Annotated in this window: 17 protein-coding genes; 8 read left to right on the top strand and 9 right to left on the bottom strand. The window is 62.2% G+C overall.

Annotated elements, in window-relative coordinates:
- The first annotated feature begins 9 nt into the window (after window positions 1-9).
- The 6 genes from mrdB (at window position 10) to lipA (ending at window position 5,769) form a co-directional block, all read left to right on the top strand.
- Window positions 10-1,122, top strand: coding sequence for a peptidoglycan glycosyltransferase MrdB (gene mrdB / locus QY76_RS07250; RefSeq protein WP_012849472.1), 1,113 nt, complete (start codon window positions 10-12; stop codon window positions 1,120-1,122).
- Window positions 1,123-1,130: 8 nt separating this feature from the next.
- Entirely contained in the window at window positions 1,131-2,255 is a 1,125-nt protein-coding gene (gene rlpA, locus QY76_RS07245; RefSeq protein ID WP_045425826.1) for an endolytic peptidoglycan transglycosylase RlpA, read from the top strand.
- Between the two features lie 155 nt (window positions 2,256-2,410).
- Window positions 2,411-3,622 carry a D-alanyl-D-alanine carboxypeptidase DacA gene (gene dacA, locus QY76_RS07240; protein WP_034164159.1) on the top strand — a complete coding sequence of 404 codons (1,212 nt, stop codon included), beginning with the start codon at window positions 2,411-2,413 and terminating at the stop codon, window positions 3,620-3,622.
- 112 nt (window positions 3,623-3,734) lie between these two features.
- On the top strand, window positions 3,735-3,998 hold the full coding sequence (ybeD, locus tag QY76_RS07235) for a DUF493 family protein YbeD (RefSeq protein WP_012849475.1): 264 nt from the start codon (window positions 3,735-3,737) through the stop codon (window positions 3,996-3,998).
- A 144-nt stretch (window positions 3,999-4,142) separates the two neighbouring features.
- Window positions 4,143-4,811: a lipoyl(octanoyl) transferase LipB gene (lipB, locus tag QY76_RS07230; protein ID WP_034164158.1), complete on the top strand. Its 669-nt coding sequence runs from the start codon at window positions 4,143-4,145 to the stop codon at window positions 4,809-4,811.
- Window positions 4,804-5,769, top strand: a complete 966-nt coding sequence (lipA, locus tag QY76_RS07225) for a lipoyl synthase (protein WP_034164157.1) — start codon at window positions 4,804-4,806, stop codon at window positions 5,767-5,769. Before lipB ends, lipA begins: the two co-directional genes overlap by 8 nt.
- A gap of 139 nt (window positions 5,770-5,908) precedes the next feature.
- Here lipA and tatE read toward each other — a convergent pair whose 3' ends face one another.
- The 3 genes from tatE to QY76_RS07210 all read right to left on the bottom strand — a co-directional run bounded on the left by tatE (window position 5,909) and on the right by QY76_RS07210 (window position 7,825).
- The gene (gene tatE, locus QY76_RS07220) at window positions 5,909-6,109 is read right to left on the bottom strand and encodes a twin-arginine translocase subunit TatE (protein WP_012849478.1); all 201 of its coding nucleotides are present in this window, start codon (window positions 6,107-6,109) and stop codon (window positions 5,909-5,911) included.
- 227 nt (window positions 6,110-6,336) lie between these two features.
- Window positions 6,337-6,666, bottom strand: coding sequence for a hypothetical protein (locus QY76_RS07215; RefSeq protein WP_034164156.1), 330 nt, complete (start codon window positions 6,664-6,666; stop codon window positions 6,337-6,339).
- Window positions 6,667-6,907: 241 nt separating this feature from the next.
- Window positions 6,908-7,825 carry an aldo/keto reductase family oxidoreductase gene (locus QY76_RS07210; RefSeq protein WP_034164155.1) on the bottom strand — a complete coding sequence of 306 codons (918 nt, stop codon included), beginning with the start codon at window positions 7,823-7,825 and terminating at the stop codon, window positions 6,908-6,910.
- Between the two features lie 268 nt (window positions 7,826-8,093).
- Between QY76_RS07210 and QY76_RS07205 the strand changes: the two genes are divergently transcribed.
- A complete protein-coding gene (locus QY76_RS07205; RefSeq protein ID WP_034164154.1) occupies window positions 8,094-9,122 on the top strand; it encodes a HoxN/HupN/NixA family nickel/cobalt transporter in 1,029 nt (342 codons plus the stop codon).
- Between the two features lie 251 nt (window positions 9,123-9,373).
- Entirely contained in the window at window positions 9,374-9,985 is a 612-nt protein-coding gene (locus tag QY76_RS07200; protein WP_034164153.1) for a transglycosylase SLT domain-containing protein, read from the top strand.
- 5 nt (window positions 9,986-9,990) lie between these two features.
- On the opposite strand, the gene QY76_RS07195 is transcribed toward QY76_RS07200, so the two are convergent.
- The 6 genes from QY76_RS07195 to caiA all read right to left on the bottom strand — a co-directional run bounded on the left by QY76_RS07195 (window position 9,991) and on the right by caiA (window position 17,416).
- On the bottom strand, window positions 9,991-10,206 hold the full coding sequence (locus tag QY76_RS07195; protein ID WP_034164152.1) for a hypothetical protein: 216 nt from the start codon (window positions 10,204-10,206) through the stop codon (window positions 9,991-9,993).
- Window positions 10,207-10,217: 11 nt separating this feature from the next.
- Window positions 10,218-11,792, bottom strand: a complete 1,575-nt coding sequence (gene caiC, locus QY76_RS07190) for a crotonobetaine/carnitine-CoA ligase (RefSeq protein ID WP_045425822.1) — start codon at window positions 11,790-11,792, stop codon at window positions 10,218-10,220.
- A gap of 659 nt (window positions 11,793-12,451) precedes the next feature.
- Window positions 12,452-13,237 carry a crotonobetainyl-CoA hydratase gene (gene caiD / locus QY76_RS07185; protein ID WP_045425816.1) on the bottom strand — a complete coding sequence of 262 codons (786 nt, stop codon included), beginning with the start codon at window positions 13,235-13,237 and terminating at the stop codon, window positions 12,452-12,454.
- Window positions 13,238-13,325: 88 nt separating this feature from the next.
- Window positions 13,326-14,888: a crotonobetaine/carnitine-CoA ligase gene (caiC, locus tag QY76_RS07180; RefSeq protein WP_034164149.1), complete on the bottom strand. Its 1,563-nt coding sequence runs from the start codon at window positions 14,886-14,888 to the stop codon at window positions 13,326-13,328.
- Between the two features lie 63 nt (window positions 14,889-14,951).
- Window positions 14,952-16,172, bottom strand: a complete 1,221-nt coding sequence (gene caiB, locus QY76_RS07175) for an L-carnitine CoA-transferase (protein ID WP_034164148.1) — start codon at window positions 16,170-16,172, stop codon at window positions 14,952-14,954.
- Between the two features lie 101 nt (window positions 16,173-16,273).
- Window positions 16,274-17,416 carry a crotonobetainyl-CoA dehydrogenase gene (gene caiA, locus QY76_RS07170; protein WP_045425812.1) on the bottom strand — a complete coding sequence of 381 codons (1,143 nt, stop codon included), beginning with the start codon at window positions 17,414-17,416 and terminating at the stop codon, window positions 16,274-16,276.
- Between the last annotated feature and the right edge of the window lie 23 nt (window positions 17,417-17,439).

Genomic DNA, 17,439 nt, shown 5'->3' with positions numbered 1-17,439 from the left:
GGATTCACCATGACTGAGAATCAACAAAAACGCTCAATCTGGGCCAAGATGCATATCGACCTGCCCTTCCTGCTCTGCATTCTGGCGGTGCTGGTCTACAGCGCCGTCGTCATGTGGAGCGCCAGCGGCCAGGATGTCGGCATGATGGAGCGCAAGATCGGCCAAATCGTCATGGGCCTGCTGGTCATGATCGTCATGGCGCAGATCCCGCCGCGCGTCTACGAACACTGGGCGCCCTATCTGTACATCCTCTGCGTCATCCTGCTGATCCTGGTGGACGCCTTCGGCCAGATCAGTAAAGGGGCCCAGCGCTGGCTTGACCTGGGCTTCGTGCGCTTTCAGCCGTCGGAGATCGCCAAAATCGCCGTACCGCTGATGGTGGCCCGCTTTATCAACCGCGACGTCTGCCCGCCGTCGCTCAAGCACACCGGCATCGCACTGATCCTGATCTTCCTGCCGACCCTGCTGGTCGCCGCCCAGCCGGACCTGGGCACCTCGATCCTGGTCGCCGCCTCCGGGCTGTTCATTCTGTTCCTGGCGGGCATGAGCTGGCGCCTGATCGGGCTGGCGGTGCTGCTGGTGGCCGCCTTTATTCCGGTGCTGTGGTTCTTCCTGATGCACGATTACCAGCGCGATCGGGTGATGATGCTGCTCGATCCAGAGAGCGACCCGCTGGGCGCCGGCTACCACATCATCCAGTCAAAAATCGCCATCGGCTCCGGCGGCCTGAGCGGCAAGGGGTGGCTACACGGCACCCAGTCGCAGTTGGAGTTCCTGCCGGAGCGCCACACCGACTTTATCTTCGCCGTGCTGGCCGAGGAGCTGGGGCTGTTCGGCGTACTGCTGCTGCTGGCGCTGTACCTGCTGATCATCATGCGCGGACTGTATATCGCCGCCCGCGCCCAGACCACCTTCGGCCGGGTGATGGTCGGCGGTTTAATGTTGATTCTATTCGTTTATGTTTTCGTTAATATCGGCATGGTCAGTGGCATTTTACCGGTGGTTGGCGTACCTTTGCCTCTGGTCAGCTACGGCGGCTCGGCGCTGATCGTACTGATGGCCGGATTTGGCATCGTGATGTCGATCCATACCCATCGCAAAATGTTATCCAAGAATCTATAGAGGTCGCGATGAGAATGGCGCACAAATCCTGGCTCAGCCTGAGCCTGGCCTGTCTGATCCTGGCAGGCTGTTCCACCAACGACGACGGCGTGATCCAGGCGCCGCCGCAGCCGGCCTACAGCGGCCCGGTCGAAGAGATCCCAGGCGCCGAACCGCGCTATGAGCCCGCCATTCCCAGCGCCAATCAGGATTACAGCCGTAACGGCCAGCGCTATACCATCGTCAAGGATCCGTCCAACTTCTCCCAGATAGGCCTGGCGGCCAGCTACGGCGAAGAAAACCGCGGCAACGTCACCGCCAGCGGTGAACAGTTCAACCCGGAGGCGATGAGCGCCGCCCACCCGACGCTGCCGATCCCCAGCTACGTGCGGGTAACCAACCTGGCCAACGGCCGCCGCATCGTGGTGCGGATTAACGACCGCGGCCCCTATACCCCGGGGCGCATCATCGATCTGTCGACCGCCGCCGCCAACCGCCTGAACATTACCCAGCATACCAAGGTGCGCATCGACTTTATCAACGTCGCGCCGGACGGCAGCCTGTCCGGGCCGGGCACCATCGGCACCCGGGTCGCCAAGCAGAGCTATGCCCTGCCGGCCCGCCCGACGATCGGCATGGAGAGCCCGCAGCTCACCGTCAGCCCCTCCGCCACGGCGGGCCAGCCAACGGTCCGCGCCATCGAGAATCCGACGCCGGCAAGCCTGGCGCCGACGGCAGAGGCCGCGCCTGGGCAGAGCATGCCGGTCAGCGTCCCCGCCAGCCATAGCGGTAGCTTCCTCGGTGCACCGCAGCCGCTGCGCAGCGGCGTGCTGGAAGAGAACGCCCCGGTTGCCGCCGCCCCGGTCGCCCCCCCGGCTCCCGCCAGCGCAGCGGTAGCACCGGCCGCCGCGAGCCACGCCGCGGCCAGCGGCCACTATCTGGTGCAGGTCGGCGCCGTCAGCAGCCATTCGCGCGCCGCCCAGTGGCAGCAGCAGCTGAGCCAACGCTTCGGCGTCCCCGGCAAAGTCGAGGCAAACGGCGCCCTCTACCGCGTCCAGCTGGGGCCGTTTGCCAGCCGCGCGCAGGCCAGCGCGCTGCAGCAGCGGCTGAGCAGCGAGGCCGGGCAACAGTCGTTCATTGCCACGGCGCCCTGAGCCTGCTGACGCTGGCCCGCCCGTCGCGGGCCATGCAACACTTATACACATATTGATTGTGTAAAAAACCATTGCCACGCTATGCCTTAGCGTACCATCTGCTATAGTGTGGCTCGTTTGTCACTGTTTAATTCACGGATGTTGTAGTCCCCATCATGAAACGCAAAGTTGCTTCCCAAACACTGAAATACGCTGTCGCCGGCGGTCTGCTGGCCGTGGCGCTCACCGGTGCGGCCCGCGCCGACGACGTTAACCTGAAGACCATGATCCCGGGCGTGCCGCAAATCGATGCCGAAGCCTATATTCTGATCGACTACAACTCCGGCAAGGTGCTGGCGGAGCACAACGCCGACGAGCGACGTAATCCGGCCTCGCTGACCAAGATGATGACCAGCTACGTCATCGGACAGGCGATGCGCGCGGGCAAGTTCGGTGAGAATGACGTCGTCACCGTCGGCAAAGACGCCTGGGCGACGGGCAACCCGGTGTTCCAGGGCTCCTCGCTGATGTTCCTCAAGCCGGGCGATCAGGTCTCCGTGGGGAACCTGATCCGCGGGATCAACCTGGTCTCCGGTAACGATGCCTGCGTCGCCATGGCCGACTATGTCGCCGGCAGCCAGGACGCCTTCGTCGGCCTGATGAACAGCTACGTGAAGGCGCTGGGTCTGCAGAACACCCACTTTGAGACGGTACACGGCCTGGACGCGCCGGGGCAGTTCAGCTCCGCCCGCGACATGGCGCTGATCGGCCAGGCGCTGATCCGCGACGTCCCCCATGAGTACGCCATCTACAAAGAGAAAGAGTTCACCTATAACAACATCCGCCAGACCAACCGTAACGGTCTGCTGTGGGATACCAGCATGAACGTGGACGGCATCAAAACCGGCCATACCGCCTCTGCGGGCTATAACCTGGTGGCCTCGGCGACCGAGGGCAACATGCGCCTGATCTCCGCCGTCATGGGCGGCCGCACCTTTAAGGGACGCGAGACTGAGAGCAAGAAGCTGCTGACCTGGGGCTTCCGCTTCTTTGAAACCGTCTCGCCGCTGAAGGCCGGGCGTGAGTTCGCCTCTGAGCCGGTCTGGTTCGGTGACACCGACCGCGCCCAGCTGGGAGTCGATAAAGACGTCTACCTGACCATCCCGCGCGGACGGATGAAAGATCTCAAGGCCAGCTATGTGCTGAACAGTAACGAGCTGGATGCCCCGCTGGCCAAGGATCAGGTGGTCGGTACGATCAACTTCCAGCTGGACGGCAAGACCATCGAGCAGCGCCCGCTGGTGGTGCTGAACGAAGTGAAAGAGGGTGGTTTCTTCAGCCGGATGATCGATCATATCAAGCTGCTGTTTCATCGCTGGTTTGGTTAATCTGTGGCCAGCCCCTTGAAAAGGGCGTCGTCGGCCCCATTTGATCAGTAAGCAAGACTCCCGCTACGGCGGGAGTTATAATTTGTAGATAGTGCAATACGCTGGAGCTCACATGAAAACCAAACTGAATGAACTGCTCGAATTCCCGTGCGAGTTTACCTATAAAGTCATGGGACTGGCACAGCCTGAGCTGGTTGATCAGGTTGTTGAAGTGGTACAGCGCCATGCGCCGGGTGACTACACCCCGCAGGTTAAGCCGAGCAGCAAAGGGAACTACCACTCCGTTTCCATCACCATCAATGCGACCCACATTGAGCAAGTTGAGACGCTGTATGAAGAACTGGGCAACATTGAAATCGTGCGCATGGTTCTGTAATCACAGTTAATTAACTAAAATACAGCATTTATCGCGGCCCGGTATGGCGTTATAGCCTACCGGGCCGCGCTTTTTTGCCGATTCGGCACTGGTGAGTCAGGGCGACAGTCGGTATAATGGCCTTACCAATTTTTTAACCTAAAGATGACGCCATTGCAACAAGATAGCCTCATACTGCGTCAGCTGGGGTTGCAGCCCTATCTCCCCGTCTCGCAGGCCATGCACCGCTTCACCGATCGCCGTGACGCCGATACGCCGGACGAGCTGTGGCTGGTGGAGCACCCCGCCGTGTTTACCCAGGGGCAGGCCGGCAAGGCTGAGCATCTGCTCAATCCCGGCGATATTCCGGTTATCCAGAGCGATCGCGGCGGCCAGGTCACCTATCACGGCCCCGGACAGCAGGTGATGTACGTCCTGCTCGATCTGCGCCGCGGCCACCGCGGCGTGCGCGAGCTGGTCAGTTGGCTTGAAGAGAGCGTGGTGCGCACCCTGTCAGAGCTGGATATTCAGGCCTATCCGCGCCCCGATGCGCCGGGCGTCTACGTTGACGGGCAGAAAATCTGCTCCCTCGGCCTGCGCATCCGCAAGGGGTGTTCGTTCCACGGCCTGGCGCTGAATGTCGCCATGGATCTCTCCCCTTTCCAGCGCATTAACCCCTGTGGCTACGCCGGCCTGCAGATGACCCAGGTCAGCGCCCTGTGCCCGGGGGTAACCCTGACGCAGGTTCAGCCCCGTCTGGTGCACCATTTTACCCAACTGCTCGGCTATACCCGGCTTGAGCACAGCCAGTGGAATCCGCAAGACTATGAGTAAACCAATTCAGATGGAACGCGGCGTGAAATACCGCGACGCAGACAAGATGGCCCTGATCCCGGTGAAGTCCGTCGCCGTTGAGCGTGAACAGATGCTGCGCAAGCCGGAGTGGATGAAGATCAAACTGCCGGCCGATTCCAGCCGAATTCAGGGTATCAAGGCGGCGATGCGCAAGAATGGTCTGCACTCCGTGTGCGAAGAGGCCTCCTGCCCCAACCTGGCCGAGTGTTTCAACCACGGCACCGCCACCTTTATGATCCTGGGTGCCATCTGCACCCGCCGCTGTCCGTTCTGCGACGTGGCCCACGGCCGCCCGCTGGCGCCCGACGCCAACGAACCGGAAAAGCTGGCGCAGACCATCGCCGACATGGGGTTGCGCTACGTGGTGATCACCTCCGTTGACCGCGACGATCTGCGCGACGGCGGCGCCCAGCACTTTGCCGACTGTATCCGCGCCATCCGCGCCAAAAGCCCGCAGATCCGCATCGAAACCCTGGTGCCGGACTTCCGCGGCCGCATGGATCGCGCCCTGGCGCTGCTGCAGGACAATCCGCCGGACGTGTTCAACCACAACCTGGAGAACATTCCGCGGCTGTACCGCCAGGTGCGCCCGGGCGCCAACTATGAATGGTCTCTGCGTCTGCTGCAGCAGTTCAAGCAACAGCATCCGCAGATCCCGACCAAGTCAGGGCTGATGGTAGGGCTAGGAGAGACCAATCAGGAAATTATCGAAGTGATGCGCGATCTGCGCGCGCACGGCGTCACGATGCTGACGCTGGGGCAATACCTGCAGCCAAGCCGCCACCATCTACCGGTGCAGCGCTACGTCAGCCCGGAGGAGTTTGCCGACATGAAGGCCGAGGCGCTGGCCATGGGCTTTACCCACGCCGCCTGCGGCCCCTTTGTCCGCTCTTCTTACCATGCCGACCTGCAGGCTCAGGGCATGGAGGTCAAGTAAGCGCGCGCAAACGCAGCGCAGGGCTGATCGGATCAGCCCTGCCAGACTGCCGTTGACAAAACTGGTTACAACTTAGGGATGTTCCTTCTTCCCCCGATTCCGGAGCGCGGCCCCTTGGCCAGCCCCCCGAATATCCGGATTATTCTTTATTCTCTACCCGGGGCGCCGCCTCTGCGCCGTCACTTTTTTTGGCCGCCGGCGTCTCGTCGTTCATCGCTTTTTTGAACCCCTTCAGCGCCGCCCCGAGATCGGACCCCAGCGTACGCAGCTTATTGGTACCAAACAGCAATACGATCAGCACAGCAATGACCAGAAGCTTGGTAATACTAATACCTTCCATAAATACCTTCTTATGTTGTATACCGCACCGCCCAGGCGGCCGAAGAAACATCGCTTGCAGTAAGCAAGGGTTATTAACCGTAAAAATGGCTAACGGCGCAAAAACAAGATGTAACAGAGTTAAACCAACTGTTCTCAGTCCGCTAACCGCGGCAGGCGAGGAAAAAGAGGAAAGAAACGGGGGAAAGGGGCCGACCGCAGACGCGGTCCGGCATGGAGACCCGTCGCTCAGGGACGGTCGCAGCCCTGCGCGCCCAGCGTGGCCAGATACGCATTAAACGCCGCCGCATCGCGCGCCAGCGCCTCGATATGGCTGCCCACGATCTTGAACTGGCGCAGCAGGCCATTGTTCTCCGGCAGCGAGCCCAGATCGACCAGCTTACGGGTCAGCTGCTCACTCTGCTGCAGCAGGGCCGCCTCGCGTTGACGCGCCTGCGCCAGCTGCAGCTGCATGCCCTCACACTCCTGCTGCCACGCCAGGCGCTGCTGTTCAAAGCTTGATTTCAGATCGTCCAGCGCTGCCAATGAATTACGCAGCTGTACTTCCAAGTCAGACATTACACCTTCCCCCGGACGGTACGGCGCAGCGCGCCGCACATCGCCGATACATTAACCACGTCACATGGCACCCGATACACCGGCCTTTTCTTCTTACGCCAGTCATCATAATTAGCTTGCTGGATAAATGCGACCCTTTGCCGGGGTTACCCGAGAATTCAAGCAAAATCCTATAGGTCCGGCCGCCGTCGTACGACATCCTCGCCGGAGCAGACCCACCGCGCGGCGGCGGGTCGCACGCTTACGGCAGCGGGTTACCCGCCGCCAGATAAATCTGATACCACTCCTCACGACTCAGGCTGAGCGCACACGCCTGCGCAATCTGCGTCAGCCGCTCCGCATTCATGCTGCCGGCTACCACCTGCATCTGCGCCGGGTGGCGCAGGATCCAGGCCGTCGCCAGCGTGGTCTTACTGGCGCCGTGGTGGGCGGCGATCGCCGCCAGCGTCTGGTTCAGCGGCGCAAAGTCAGGATGATCCAGGAACACGCCGCTGAACATGCCGAACTGGAACGGCGACCAGGCCTGCAGGGTAATGTCATGCAGGCGACAGTAGTTCAGCGTATCGCCGTCGCGATCGACGGCGGCGTCGCCCTGCACATTGACGTTGATCCCGCTGCGCACCATACCGCAGTGGGCGATGCCAAACTGCATCTGGTTCACCCGCAGCGGCTGAGCCAGAAACTTCTGCAGCAGCGCCATCTGCAGCGGCGCGTGGTTAGATACCCCAAAGGCCCTGACCTTGCCGCTCGCCTGTAGGCGATCGAACGCTTCGGCCACCTCCTGCGGCTCCACCAGCGCATCGGGACGGTGCAGCAGCAACATATCCAGATAGTCACACTGCAGTCGCTGCAGGATACCGTCCACCGACGCCATAATATGGCGGAAGGAGAAATCATAGTAGCCGCGGCGAATGCCGCACTTGGACTGAATAAAGAGCCCCTCCCGCTGCGCGCCGTTCAGACGGACCGCGCGGGCAAAGCGGCGCTCGCACTCCCCGCCGCCGTAGATATCGGCGTGATCGAACGCGTTGATCCCCAGCGCCAGCGCATGGTCGATCAGGCTGGCGGCCTGGCGGTCATCCAGCTCGGTCAGGCGCATGCAGCCCAGCGCGATGGCGGAGACCTGCGGGCCATCAACGCCCAATGTCATCTGTTTCATCTTCACTCCTCTCTGTGCTAAACCCGCGGCGGCGGGCGGCGCTGGATATCCCCGAGCATGACGTCCACTATGCCATAGACGGCTGGCCATGGGGCACCGCTGGCGTAACATTTATCACGCCGTTCGTAACAAACTTATACGTTTAGAGGTATGACAATTTTACAAAAATATCATACATTCCCCTCCCGTAACGGACGGTCTGCGAACATTCCCCACCGCCTTCCCCTCATCATATCGACGCCGTCGGCGCCACGGGAGAACACAGCACATGGCAGAGTACTCGAGCAAACAACGAGGGCTGGCGCTGCTGGCCCTGCTGATCGCAGCCAACCTCGCCGCCTGGATCTGGGCCTTTTGCGTCTTTCGCCACCACGCCGTCATGATGAGCGCAGCGCTGCTGGCCTACGGCTTTGGCCTGCGCCACGCGGTGGACGCCGACCATATCGCCGCCATCGATGCCGTCACCCGCAAGCTGATGCAGCAGGGGAAAAAACCGCTCGGCGTCGGCGCCTTCTTCTCCCTGGGCCACTCCACCATTGTGATTCTGGCCTGTCTGGCCATCGTGCTGACGTCGATGGCGTTTCGCGATCGCATCGATGCCCTACATCAGTACGGCGGGCTGATCGGTACCGCCGTATCGGCGCTGTTCCTGCTGGCGATGGGGCTGCTGAACCTGCTGATCCTATTGGGGGTCTGGCGCCAATTCCGGCGGATCACCCACCCCGGAGCCGATACCGACAGCCTGCAGATGGATGATGCCTTGCCCGGTGGGCTGATGACCCGGCTGTTCCACCGCACCTTCCGTCTGGTTACCCGCAGCTGGCACATGTACCTGGTGGGATTCCTGTTCGGCCTGGGATTTGACACCGCCACCGAAGTCGGCCTGCTGGGGATTTCAGCCTCCGCCGCGACCCACGGGCTCTCCCTGTGGTCGCTGATGGTATTCCCGGCGCTGTTTACCGCCGGTATGGCGCTGGTGGATTCGTTGGATAACTTTGTCATGGTCGGCGCCTACGGCTGGGCCTTTTCCCACCCGATCCGCAAGCTGTACTACAACATGACCATCACCGCCGCCTCGGTCGCCGTGGCGCTGATCATCGGTGGCCTGGAGGCGCTGGGGCTTATCGCCGATAGCCTGCAGTTGCAGGGGGGCTTCTGGCAGATGATCGGCAGCCTCAATGACAAGATGGGCAACGCCGGCTTCTGGGTCATCGGCGGTTTCATCCTGTTCTGGCTGCTGTCGCTGCTCAACTACCGCTGGCGCGGCTACGACCGGATCACCCTGAGCGCCAGTTGAGTAAAGTTACAATTCGCACCGTGATCTGCTGCGGCGTTCACGCTATGATCGCGCTATCCGGCCCACCGGGCTCCCCGCCCGGCGCCCGGTCACAGGGAGAACAGGCCGCGGCGGCGGCGGACGATACGTGAAAACGCCAGGCAATCCCGCCACCGGTCACGCTGCGCACGCGCCCTCATCGGGCGGCGACAGACGGCCAGCGCGGCGGGCGTCGACCCCGCGTGACGCGTACACTTGCGGAACACAGCCTCATGACTCAGACCTCACAGCGCATTTTTCTTCTTTGCGGCAGCCTGCTATTGCTGCTGATGGCCGGCTGCTCCAGCCGCCACCACCGCCCGGCGGCCAGCTATAACCCTCAGGCCTACGACGGCATCATCCAGGCGGCGGCGTCCCAGTACAACCTGGATCCTAAGCTTATCAAGGCGATCATCCAGGTCGAATCCAGCTACAATCCCAGCGCCGTCAGCCCCTCCAATGCCATCGGCCTCATGCAGATCAAGGCGGACGGCGCCGGCTGCGACGCCTATCGCTACCAGGGCCGGCGCGGCTGTCCGGACAGCGACGACCTGTACGATCCGGTCACCAACATCCGACTGGGCGCCGCCTACCTCAGCGCGCTACAAAACCAGCAGCTCTACTGGATCAACGATCCTCTGACCCGCCGCTACGCCACCGAGGTGGCCTACGCCAACGGCGCCGGAGCCCTGCTGCGCACCTTTTCCGCCAACCGCCAGACCGCCATCGCCATGATTAACAGCCTGACGCCGGAGGCCTTTCACTGGCACGTACGCCGTCATCATCCGGCGGCGCAGGCGCCGCGCTACATGCTCAAGGTCGAGACCGCCTATAACCATCTGTAGCAGGCTCAGCCTCCGTTGCACAGCGGTACGTTTTTACGGCAAAACGGGCACCAGGTATGACAACGGCTCAGCACGCTGTGTAGCCGAGCGCGGATCCGCCGCTGGCACGCCGGACAGGTGGCGTAGCGCAGATCCAGCAGCCCCTGCACCGCGCCGTCCGCGGCGCGCTCCTCTTCATCGCCGTCCGCCTGACGGCGGGCGCCCTGCATTCCCTGTGGCATCGTTCCTCCTCCTACACCGTCGTCCTCAGCCGCAGCCGCTTCTTATCCACCTTGCCGGAGCAGGTGCGCGGAAACTCCGCCACAAACTCCAGCAGCGTGGGAACCTTAAAGGCGGCCAGATGCGCTGCGCAGTGGGCGATCAGCGTTTCGGGGCGCACCTCGGCCCCCGGCGTCAGCTGCACTATCGCCTTCACCGCCTGATCGCGCAGCGGATCGGCCACACCGATAACCGCCGCCTCTGACACCGCCGGATGGGTCTCCAGTACCCCCTCCACCTCGCTGGAGGCCACATTCTCTCCCGACCGCTTGATCAGATTGACCGCCCGATCGACAAAGTAGAACCATCCCTCCTCATCGCAATAGCCGGTATCGCCGCTGTGCAGCCAGCCATCTCCGCGCAGCAGGCGGGCGGTTGCCGCCGGATCGTCATAATAGCCTTTAAACAGGCTGCGTCCGGCGACGCCGCGGATACAGATCTCTCCAATCTGCCCCGGCGGCAGCGGATGGCCCTGCGCATCGACGATCCGCGCCTGATATCCCATGCCGGGACGCCCAATTGAGGGGTAGCGCCGCTCCTGCCCCGGCGTATCGCCGATCGCCCCCACCACCGTCTCCGTCATGCCGTAAGAGTTAAACAGGCGCACGCCAAAGCGCCGCTCAAAGGTTTGCTTCTCGGCGTCGGTGATGTTGAGGTAGAAAAACAGATCGCGCAGACAGTGGTTGCGCTCCCAGGCACGCGGCGACTGCAGCATCAGAGTGCGCACGATCAGTGGCATGGCGTGGCTAAGGGTGGCGCGGTGCAGGCAAACCTGGCGCCAGAAACGGCGCGCGCTGTACTTCTCCAGCAGGATCAGCGTACCGCCGGTCATCAGCATCGGCATCGCCGCGCTACACTGAAAGTCGATATGAAAGTTGGGCATACAGCTCAGGTAACGATCGCGGGCCGTCATCTGCCCCTGCCAGGCGGTGTAGTGGCCGCCGAACAGCAGGTTGGCGTGAGTCAGCTCGACCCCCTTGGGGCAGGAGGTGGTGCCGGAGGTAAACAGAATCTCTGCCACATCGTCCGCGCAGAGCGGCACCCGCGTCCGCAGCTGGCACGGCTGGGCGGCGCAGGCGCGCTGAAAATCGATCGTCCCCGTCGCCTCGCCCTCGCCCTCGCCCTCGCCCTCGCCCTCGCGCAGGATAACCCGGTGGCGCAGGGGATGGGACAGGCGCCGGTACAGCGGTAAAAACGCCGCCTGACAGACCAGCAGGCTGACGCCGCAGCGGCCGAGCAGATAGTCGCACTCCTGTTCGGTATAGCCGGTATTGACCGGTACGGCGACGGCGCCAATGCAGGACAGACCAAACCAGCAGAACAGAAACTCGGGGCAGTTGCGCATCTGCAGCGCGACCCGATCGCCCTTGCGCACCTCCAGCGAAAGGAACAGGTTAGCCGCCCTAATGATTTCATCGTGCATCTGGCGATAGCTATACTCCCGCGTATCGCCGGCCAGATCCTCATACACCAGCGCGCACTGCGCACCCTGATGGCGCGCCCGCGCCTGCCACACGTCCCTCAGCGTGGCATTGCCGATCATATCCATAGCCCCTCATCGTGCGATTGTCATCCTTGGCCATCCCGTCAGGCCGCAGTTCCATACTGGCGAATATAATGCTCACGTAGTTTTAATTTCTTATATTTATGTGTTCTTGTACTAAGTAAAAGCGCAAATTTTGGACTTAGTCACATTACCAAAAATAAAGAGGTCAGGGCCTCTGTCGGAACGCGCCCCTGGTCGCCGAAAAAAGCGGCCAAACGATACAAACAGCAAACATCGTCATAACAACGGTGACGCCGCCGCCCGCGGCGACCCGCGCGAGAGGAGCCATCAGCCGCGCTTATCTGGCGCAGCGCGGCGCCATCGACGTCCCCACCGGACTGCCGTTCTTTTTCCGTTCAACACGGTCCGGTAAGACGGAGGAGCACATCGTTGCAATAATGCTCCCGGGAAACATCGCCGGCGCAATGAGAAAGGCAGATAAAGAATATTTTTTTGGCATGATGCTATTTCAGCAGAGAGGAGTTAATTCAATAAATAGGCAAGCAATAAAGCTCCGCGTTATTTCGTCATAGCAAAGAGCGACGCGCGAGATATGCCCTTCATCCCGACGGCGTCGGGAATGAGGGCAAAAAAAACGGAGGGGAAGGCCCTCCGTCAACGGTCTCAGTCACGCGGGCGCTTCACGCGCCGGCGCCCGCCGCTCAGCGCCCCTTCCATACCGGCTCGCGTTTTTCGGCAAAGGCCTGCGGCCCCTCAAGCGCATCCTCCGAATGCAACACGGCCGGATAGTGCTTCAGGGCGCCGCTGCGGATCAGGCGATAGCCCTCCTCGACGGACAGCTCTGCGGTGGCGCGGACAGTCTCCTTCAGCGCCGCCAGCGCCAGCGGTGCGCTCTCCGCCACCTGCTGGGCCAGCGCCCGCGCCGTCGCCATCAGTCGATCGCCCGGCACCACCTGATTAACGATCCCCCAGCGCAGCGCCTCTTCGGCCTCCATACGGCGCCCGCTCATCATCATCTCGTTGGCGATCGCCGGCGGAATGCACTTGGGCAGACGCAGCATGCCGCCGCTGTCCGGGACGATCCCCAGCTTGGCCTCCGGCAGGGCGAAACAGGCATTGTCGGCACAGACGATCATGTCTGCCGCCAGCGCCAGCTCAAAGCCGCCGCCAAAGGCGTAGCCGTTGACCGCGGCGATCACCGGCTTATCCAGGTTGAACAGCTCCGTCAAACCGGCGAAGCCCCCCGGGCCAAAGTCGGCGTCCGGCGCCTCGCCCTCCGCCGCCGCCTTCAGATCCCAGCCGGCGGAGAAAAAGCGTTCGCCGGCGCCGGTAATGATGGCGACGCGCAGCGTCGGATCGTCGCGGAAAGCGATAAACGCCTCCCCCATGGCCAGACTGGTCTTGGCATCGATGGCATTGGCCTTGGGGCGGTTCAGCGTAATTTCCAGAATTCCACCGTTGCGCGCTATCTGTAATGACTCGCTCATCCTCATACTCCATTCCGATTCAACAGGGTGATCGCACCGGCGCGTAGCCACAGGGCTGGCGGCGTACGCCGGCCCCCCCCGGTGCGGTTTAACATAAACTTTTTTTGATCACTTTCCCCGAACAGCTGCGCGGCAGACTGTCGCGGATCTCCAAAAAAGAGGGCACCTTAAACTTGGCCATCCGGGCGGTGCAAAAGGCGAAGAACGCCTCTTCGCTCAGCTGTTCGCCGGGACTCAGCACCACGACCGCCTTGATCGCTTCATCGCGGATAGAGTCTTTCAGGCCGACCACCGCCACATCCATAATCTTGGGGTGGGTCGCCAGAATATTCTCAATCTCCACGCAGGAGATATTCTCCCCGCAGCGTTTGATCATGTTGCAGCTGCGTTCGACAAAGTAGAAGTAGCCCTCGTCATCGCAGTAGGCGTAGTCGCCGGTGCGTAGCCAGCCGTCGGGCGTCAGCACGCGCGCCGTCTCCTGCGGCAGACCGTAATACTCCTTAAACAAGGTCTTGCCAGGAATACCCCGGACCCACAGCTCGCCGGTCTCGCCGACGGTCAATGGATGGCCGTCGGCGCTGCGGATCTCCGCCTCATAGCCCATGCCCACCCGGCCAATAGAGGGCCAGCGCCGCTTGTCGCCCGGCCGGTCGCCAATCAGGCCGACGATGGTCTCCGTCATGCCGTAGGAGGTCAGCAGACGGACGCCGAAGCGCTGCAGAAAGGCCTCTTTCTCCTCCGTCGAGAGGTTGAGATAAAACAGCACCTCGCGCAGGCAGTGGCTGCGCTCCCACGGCATCGTCGGCTGCATCATCAGGGTTTTGATCATCAGTGGGATACACTCCGTCAGCGTGGCGCGGTACTTGCAGACCTGCCCCCAGAAGGCCCGGGCGCTGTACTTCTCCAGCAGCACCAGCGTCGCCCCGACGCTAAAGGCGGCCATGGCGACGGTGCACTGGCAGTCAATGTGGTAGGCGGGCATCGGCGTCAGATAGACATCATCCGCGCGCAGCGCGCACTGCCAGGCGGTGTAATAGCCGGCGAACAGCAGATTGTAGTGGGTGATCACCACCCCCTTCGGTGCCGAGGTGGTGCCGGAGGTAAACAGGATCTCGGCGGTATCCAACGCGCTGAGCGCCGGCGCGTGTAACAACTGCGCCGGCTGCTGATCCTTCAGGCGTTGAAAATCCTTCATGCCATCGGCGTCCGCCGCGGGGGACGCCCCGGCATCGATCAGCAGAATCCCCTGCAGCGGCGCGTCCGCCTCGCGGCGCAGCGACGCATAGGCGGGCGCGGCGGCACCCGTGGTCACCACCAGCCGGGCGGCGCACTGGCGGATGATAAACGCGCACTCGTCATGCAGCAGGTTGGCGTTGATCGGCACCACGACGGCGCCGATCTTGGTCAGGCCAAACCAGCAGAAGATGAACTCGGCGCAGTTGTTCAGGTGCAGCGCCACCCGGTCGCCCTTTTCGATCCCCAGGGTCAGAAACAGGTTGGCCGTGCGATTGATCTCCTCGTTCAGCCGGGCGTAGCTGTAGTCTCTGGCCTCGCCCCGCAGATTTTCGACGATCAGCGCCGTTTTCCCACCGTGCATCGCCGCCAGATCGTCCCACGCCTGACGCAGATGGCGTTCCCCTATCATGTCCATGCTCTACCGCCGTTGAATGGTGCCATGCCGTTGCCCGTCTACGCGGACAACGGCGGTACGGCCTTACTGACCGGTCTTGGCCAGTCCTTTCGCCACCAGGGCGTCGATCGCCGTCTGGTCATAGCCGATGCTGTGCAGGATCGCCGCGGTATCCATGCCGTGTTCCGGCATGCCGCGCCAAATCTGCCCCGGGTGATGTTTAAACTTCGGCATCACGTTGGGGCCTTTGCAGGTGTGCCCATCAACGGCCTTCCAGGTGGTGATCGACTCGCGCGCCACGTACTGCGGGTTGCTTTCCAGCTCATCCACGTTCAGCACCTTGGCGCAGGCGATCTTCAGCTCGGCAAAGCGGGCCTGCACCTCGGCGATGGTGTGCTGCGCCAGCCAGGCGTCCAGCTTCTCCTCTACCAGCTCGCCGTGCGGGCATTCGATGCGGTGGATAAGCTGGGTGCCCTCCGGCACCTCCGGCGTATCCAGCAGATGCGCCAGGCCGATATCGTTGAACATCTCACGGATCTGGGTGATCCCCACCAGCTCCATCACGATATAGCCGTCGCTGCACCGATACAGGCCGCAGCCGGCGTAGTAGGGGTCCTTGCCTTTGGTCATGCGCGGACACATTTCGCCGCCGTTGAAGTAGTCCATCATGAAGTACTGCCCCATGCGCAGCATCACTTCATACATGGCGACGTCGATGCTCTCGCCCACGCCGGTCTGCTGTGCCTTGTACAGGGCGGCCAGGGCAGCGGTGGTCACCGTCATACCGGAGAAGTAGTCGGCGGTATACGGGAAGGCCGGCATCGGCTGATCTTTATCGCCGTTCTGGATAAGATAGCCGCTGAACGCCTGGGCGATGGTGTTATAGGCGGCTAGGTTGGTGTACTCCGGCGTGCCGTACTGGCCAAAGCCGGACAGGTGAGCGATCACCAGTTTTTTATTGCGCTCCCACAGCACCTCGTCGGTGATGCCGCGGCGGGCGAAGGCCGGGCCCTTGCTGGCCTCGATGAAAATATCGGTGGTCTCCATCAGGCGCAGGAATGCTTCGCGTCCCTCATCCTTAAAAATATTCAGCGACAGCGCGTGCAGGTTGCGGCGCGACAGCTGGGGGTAGTTGGGCTGTACCCGGATCGTATCCCCGTAGGCGACGTTTTCGATCCAGATAACTTCGGCGCCCCATTCGGCAAACATTTGTCCGGCAAAGGGACCGGCGATCTCGATGCCGGAAAACACGACGCGCAGGCCAGAGAGCGGGCCAAACTTGGGCATGGACAGACGGTCAGACATAACGTGATCCTTCTTAACAAAATCAGCGGACCCGGGGCCGGGCACATTAGCCCCGGGTGTCATGGCAGACAGACGGTCGCCGCGGCGGCCGTCTGCAGCCCTTAGCGATACTGTTTCAGCACCGCGCGGCCCAGGGTCAGGATCTGCATCTCGTCGGAGCCGCCGGAAACGCGGTCCACGCGCAGGTCGCGCCAGAAGCGGGTGATGCGGTGATCGCCGGCGATCCCGACCCCACCCAATACCTGCATGGCAGTATCCACGACCTCAAAGGCGGCGTTGGCGCAGAAGTATTTACACATCGCCGCATCGCCGGAGGTCATCAGGCCGTTGTCGCTCTGCCAGGCAGACTCCAGCAGCATGTTCTTCATGGAGTTCAGCTTGATCGCCATGTGGGCGAACTTCTCCTGGATCAGCTGGAAGCGGCCGATGGTTTCACCGAACTGCACACGCTGGTTGGCGTAGCGCGCGGCGTCCTCGAAGGCGCACAGCGCGGTGCCATAGTTGGTCAGCGCCACCAGGAAGCGTTCATGATCGAACTCCTCTTTCACCCGGTTGAAGCCATTGCCTTCGCGCCCGAACAGATCCTTCTCCTCCAGCTCGACGTTGTCGAATACCACCTCACAGCAGCTGTCCATGCGCAGGCCCAGCTTCTCCAGCTTGTTGACCTTAATGCCCGGCAGGCTCATATCGACAAACCACTCGGAGTAGACCGCTTTCTCCGGCGAGGCGCCGTCGCGTGCCATCACCACCAGATACGGGGTGTAGGCGCTGCTGGTGATAAAGCACTTGCTGCCGTTGAGGTAGACCTTGCCGTTCTTGCGCGTATAGGTGGTCTGCAGGCTGCCCACGTCAGAGCCGGCGCCCGGCTCGGTGATCGCGGAGTTCCACATTTGCTTGCCGGTGCCGCGGAAGGCCATGATGCGGTCGATCTGCTCCGCGGTCCCCTCGCGCAGGACGGTGTTAAACCCGCCCGGCAGCTGGTATAGCACATAGGTCGGCGCCCCCAGGCGGCCCAGCTCCATCCAGACCGCGGCCAGGGTGACGAACCCGGCGTCCAGCCCGCCCTGATCCTCCGGCAGCAGCAGCGAGTCGATGCCCATATCCGCCAGTGCCTTAACAAAACGTTCAGGGTATTCGCTGTTGCGATCGCACTCGGCAAAGTAGGCTTCCCAGTTTTCCTGCGCCATCAGATCGCGAATCCCGGCAACGAACAGCTCCTGCTCGTCAGTCAGTGTAAAATCCATGTGTCAGACCTCTTGTTTGGCAA

The organism is Edwardsiella sp. EA181011, assembly GCF_000800725.1.
Classification (GTDB): Bacteria; Pseudomonadota; Gammaproteobacteria; order Enterobacterales; family Enterobacteriaceae; genus Edwardsiella; species Edwardsiella anguillarum.
Note: the sequence above shows the minus strand (reverse complement) of the source record. Positions and strands in the feature narration are given on the sequence as shown.

Coding starts and splice junctions, on each gene's coding strand:
- mrdB (WP_012849472.1), top strand. CDS start 10: ATGACTGAGAATCAACAAAAACGCTCAATCTGGGCCAAGATGCATATC.
- rlpA (WP_045425826.1), top strand. CDS start 1,131: ATGAGAATGGCGCACAAATCCTGGCTCAGCCTGAGCCTGGCCTGTCTG.
- dacA (WP_034164159.1), top strand. CDS start 2,411: ATGAAACGCAAAGTTGCTTCCCAAACACTGAAATACGCTGTCGCCGGC.
- ybeD (WP_012849475.1), top strand. CDS start 3,735: ATGAAAACCAAACTGAATGAACTGCTCGAATTCCCGTGCGAGTTTACC.
- lipB (WP_034164158.1), top strand. CDS start 4,143: ATGACGCCATTGCAACAAGATAGCCTCATACTGCGTCAGCTGGGGTTG.
- lipA (WP_034164157.1), top strand. CDS start 4,804: ATGAGTAAACCAATTCAGATGGAACGCGGCGTGAAATACCGCGACGCA.
- tatE (WP_012849478.1), bottom strand. CDS start 6,109: ATGGAAGGTATTAGTATTACCAAGCTTCTGGTCATTGCTGTGCTGATC.
- QY76_RS07215 (WP_034164156.1), bottom strand. CDS start 6,666: ATGTCTGACTTGGAAGTACAGCTGCGTAATTCATTGGCAGCGCTGGAC.
- QY76_RS07210 (WP_034164155.1), bottom strand. CDS start 7,825: ATGAAACAGATGACATTGGGCGTTGATGGCCCGCAGGTCTCCGCCATC.
- QY76_RS07205 (WP_034164154.1), top strand. CDS start 8,094: ATGGCAGAGTACTCGAGCAAACAACGAGGGCTGGCGCTGCTGGCCCTG.
- QY76_RS07200 (WP_034164153.1), top strand. CDS start 9,374: ATGACTCAGACCTCACAGCGCATTTTTCTTCTTTGCGGCAGCCTGCTA.
- QY76_RS07195 (WP_034164152.1), bottom strand. CDS start 10,206: ATGCCACAGGGAATGCAGGGCGCCCGCCGTCAGGCGGACGGCGATGAA.
- caiC (WP_045425822.1), bottom strand. CDS start 11,792: ATGGATATGATCGGCAATGCCACGCTGAGGGACGTGTGGCAGGCGCGG.
- caiD (WP_045425816.1), bottom strand. CDS start 13,237: ATGAGCGAGTCATTACAGATAGCGCGCAACGGTGGAATTCTGGAAATT.
- caiC (WP_034164149.1), bottom strand. CDS start 14,888: ATGGACATGATAGGGGAACGCCATCTGCGTCAGGCGTGGGACGATCTG.
- caiB (WP_034164148.1), bottom strand. CDS start 16,172: ATGTCTGACCGTCTGTCCATGCCCAAGTTTGGCCCGCTCTCTGGCCTG.
- caiA (WP_045425812.1), bottom strand. CDS start 17,416: ATGGATTTTACACTGACTGACGAGCAGGAGCTGTTCGTTGCCGGGATT.